The sequence below is a fragment of the Nonomuraea mesophila genome (assembly GCF_004352805.1).
In the GTDB taxonomy this organism is placed as follows: domain Bacteria; phylum Actinomycetota; class Actinomycetes; order Streptosporangiales; family Streptosporangiaceae; genus Nonomuraea; species Nonomuraea longispora.
This window is the reverse complement of the sequence record NZ_SMLD01000347.1, coordinates 1-3,006: the sequence shown is the minus strand read 5'-3', so window position 1 is coordinate 3,006 and position 3,006 is coordinate 1. Positions and strand designations below refer to the sequence as shown.

Sequence of the window (3,006 nt, the reverse complement as noted above, 5' to 3'; positions counted from 1 at the left end):
CCCCTTACCCCGTCCCTGCCGCCGTCGCCGTCGCCGCCGTCGCCGTCGCCGCCGTCGCCGTCGCCGCCGTCGCCTCCGTCTTCGCCGCCGTCCCCGTCTCCACGGCCGGTCCCGTCGCGGCCGGTCCCGTCGCGGCCGGTCCCGTCGCGGCCGGTCCCGTCGCGGCCGGTCCCGTCGCGGCCGGTCCTGTCACGGCCGGTCCCGTCGCGGCTGGGTTCGCCGTCCCGGTGGTCGCCGGTCCGCGTGCCGTTCGTTCGCCCCACTCCAGCCGTGACCGCAGTTGGACCGCGTCGGCGGCCAGGGCGGACACCAGCGTGCCGGACACCGCCAGCGGCAGCACGGAGACCCCTTCGGCCACGGCAGATTCCCCGGCGGACGCGGTCAGGAACGTGTTGCCGACGCAGCGGGCCGAGCCGTAGACGGCGGGGGAGGCGTCGACAGCCGGGTCGCCGACGGTGAACTCCTGGCGGAGCAGCGGCAGGCCGTGGCACGTGGCGTCGAAGCGGGCGTGGCAGCGGCCCGGCGGCTCACCGTACCGGCCGAAGACGATCTCCTCCCGCCACAACACGCTCGCGTCCGGCTCCAGCGTCAGCCGGACCAGGAGACGGTGCTCGCACCCGGCGGCGAGCACCGTCGGCTCCGGAGTGAAGCGCAGTTCGGCGCCCGCGCCCACATGCGCGGTGACCAGCAGCTCCGACACGCCTTCGCCGGGCAGGACGAGGGTGCTCGCGACCGAGCCCAGCTCCAGCGTGGTGCCCGGGGCGACGTCCAGGTGCAGGGCGAGCCGGTCGCCGCCGAGCGGGCCCGCCGCGGTGGAGACGAGGTGGACGGTGTGCGGGCCGGTCTGGCGCAACGTCAGCGGCGGCGCCGAGGCCAGCCGCCGCACGACGGTCGTGCCGTCCTGCGCCCGTGCGGTCGCCACGGCGGCCCGCGCGCACATGCCCCGCCGTCCCGAACCGGCCTGCCCGCGCCCGGTGTTCCGGCGTTCGGTGTCTGCGCGCCCGGTGTCTGCGCGCCCGGTGTCCGCGGGCGCGGGATCCGGGTGGCGGGCCGTGTCGCCGCGCATCAGGAGAGGGCCGCCGGCTGGGCGTGCGACCAGGCGTGCACCTGCTCCGCGACCCAGCCGGCCACGTCGCGGGCCTCCGGGTCCTGCCTGATCGAGGTGAACAGGACCGGCCGCTCGCCGCGTACGGCCGCCGCGTCACGGGCCATCACGCCCAGGTCCGCCCCCACCATCGAGGCCAGGTCGGTCTTGTTGACCACCAGCAGGTCCGCCGCCGTGACGCCGGGCCCGCCCTTGCGCGGCACCTTGTCGCCGCCCGACACGTCCAGGACGAAGATCTGCCGGTCGGCCAGCCCCCGGCTGAACGTCGCCGTCAGGTTGTCGCCGCCGCTCTCCACGATCACCACGTCCAGCGGGCCGAACCGGTGTTCCAGGGTCTCCACGGCGTCGAGGTTCGCGGCGATGTCGTCGCGGATGGCGGTGTGGGGACAGCAGCCGGTCTCGACGGCCAGGATGCGTTCCTCGTCGAGTACGCCGGCCGCGCGCAGGAAGTCGGCGTCCTCGGTGGTGTAGATGTCGTTGGTCACGACGCCCAGCGACAACGACGCGCCGAGCGTCCGGCACAGCGCGGCGACCAGGGCCGTCTTGCCGCTGCCGACGGGGCCGCCGACCCCGAGCCGCAGCGCCCTGCCCCGGCCGTCGGGAGCGTGATGGTGATCGTCATGGTGTGAGCCCACCGTCGAGGTCCTTCCTAGGAGACGAACAACCGGATGCCGGCCCGGGCATGCCGCTCGGCCAGCAGATCGAGGCCCGGCGCCGAGTACGCGGGCAACGCCGCCCAGCGCGCCCCCGCGCCGCCGGGCGGCTCGGACGTGACGGGCGGGCAGGCGGCGGCGGTCACGGTGGACAGCTCGGGTGTGAGGCTCGCCAGCAGGCCGTGCACCGCGACCGGGTCCAGCCCGAGCAGGCGGACCGCCGCCGTGGCAGGCCCGCTGACCGCGTGGTACGCCGCCGCCAGCGCCGCGTCCTGCGGCGTGACCCCCGCCGCGTACGCCGCCACTCCGAGCGCCACGGGATGATGCGGATGCGGCACGGCCCGCGCCAGCTCGTTCAGCACCGGCGACGGCCACACGCGCCGGGCGACCCTGACCAGCAGCCTGCCCTGCGTCCTCGAGGCGTCCCGCTGGGCGGGCGAGGCGGTCCTGGCGTCCACCTCCCTGTCGAGCACCACCCAAGGGTGCCGGTCCGGCGGGGCGGCGGCGGGCGGCGTACGGACGGCTTGGGCGCAGGCGGTGGCGGCGAGGGCGGCGGCGAGCGCGCCCGCCGTGTGGAGGCGGCCGCGCAGGAAGCGCGCCAGTGAGGGCACGTCGTGCACCGCCCCCGTGGCGATGGCCTGTTCGGCGCCGCCCGAGTGGGCGTGGCCGCCGGCGGGGAGGCGGGAGTCGGTGAGGAGGAGCAGGGCGGGGTGCATCAGAACAGGAAGTACCGCTGGGCCATCGGCAGGCGGGCGGCCGGGGCGGGCTCGATGAGCTCACCGTCGACGCGGACCTCGAACGTGTCGGGCGCCACCTCGATCCTGGGCAGGGCGTCGTTGAGCGGCATCGCGGACTTGCCGCGCGACCGTACGTCCTGGACGGGGGCCAGGCGGCGGCGTACGGCGAGGCGGTCGGCGAGGCCCGCGTCCAGGGCCGAGGGCGCGACGAAGTGCAGCGAGGTGGCGGCGGCCGTCACCGGGGACGCGCCGAACATGGGGCGGGGCAGCACCGGCTGGGGCGTCGGGATGGAGGCGTTGGCGTCGCCCATCTGGGCCCACGCGACCACGCCGCCCTTCAGTACGAGGTCGGGCTTGACCCCGAAGAACGCCGGGCTCCACAACACGAGGTCGGCGAGCTTGCCGGGTTCGACGGAGCCGAGTTCGGTGTCCAGCCCATGGGCGATAGCCGGACATATCGTATATTTCGCGATGTATCGCTGAGCCCGCAGGTTGTCCGCCGGCCCCCCGC

At 76.0% G+C, this 3,006-nt stretch carries 4 protein-coding genes; all 4 read right to left on the bottom strand.

Features of this window, described 5'->3' with window-relative positions; genetic code table 11:
- Positions 1 to 4: 4 nt before the first annotated feature.
- Entirely contained in the window at positions 5 to 1,066 is a 1,062-nt protein-coding gene (locus E1295_RS47840) for an urease accessory protein UreD (RefSeq protein WP_246081257.1), read from the bottom strand.
- Positions 1,066 to 1,740 carry an urease accessory protein UreG gene (gene ureG, locus E1295_RS47835; protein ID WP_132642002.1) on the bottom strand — a complete coding sequence of 225 codons (675 nt, stop codon included), beginning with the start codon at positions 1,738 to 1,740 and terminating at the stop codon, positions 1,066 to 1,068. The genes E1295_RS47840 and ureG overlap by 1 nt, the downstream gene beginning before the upstream one ends.
- A gap of 14 nt (positions 1,741 to 1,754) precedes the next feature.
- Entirely contained in the window at positions 1,755 to 2,474 is a 720-nt protein-coding gene (locus tag E1295_RS47830) for an urease accessory protein UreF (RefSeq protein WP_132642000.1), read from the bottom strand.
- On the bottom strand, positions 2,474 to 3,006 hold a 533-nt coding region (locus E1295_RS47825), incomplete at its 5' end, for an amidohydrolase family protein (RefSeq protein ID WP_166427797.1). The genes E1295_RS47830 and E1295_RS47825, both read right to left, overlap by 1 nt.

Bases quoted from the DNA above. Each gene is read 5' to 3' on its own strand.
- E1295_RS47840 (WP_246081257.1), bottom strand. From the start codon at position 1,066: ATGCGCGGCGACACGGCCCGCCACCCGGATCCCGCGCCCGCGGACACC.
- E1295_RS47830 (WP_132642000.1), bottom strand. From the start codon at position 2,474: ATGCACCCCGCCCTGCTCCTCCTCACCGACTCCCGCCTCCCCGCCGGC.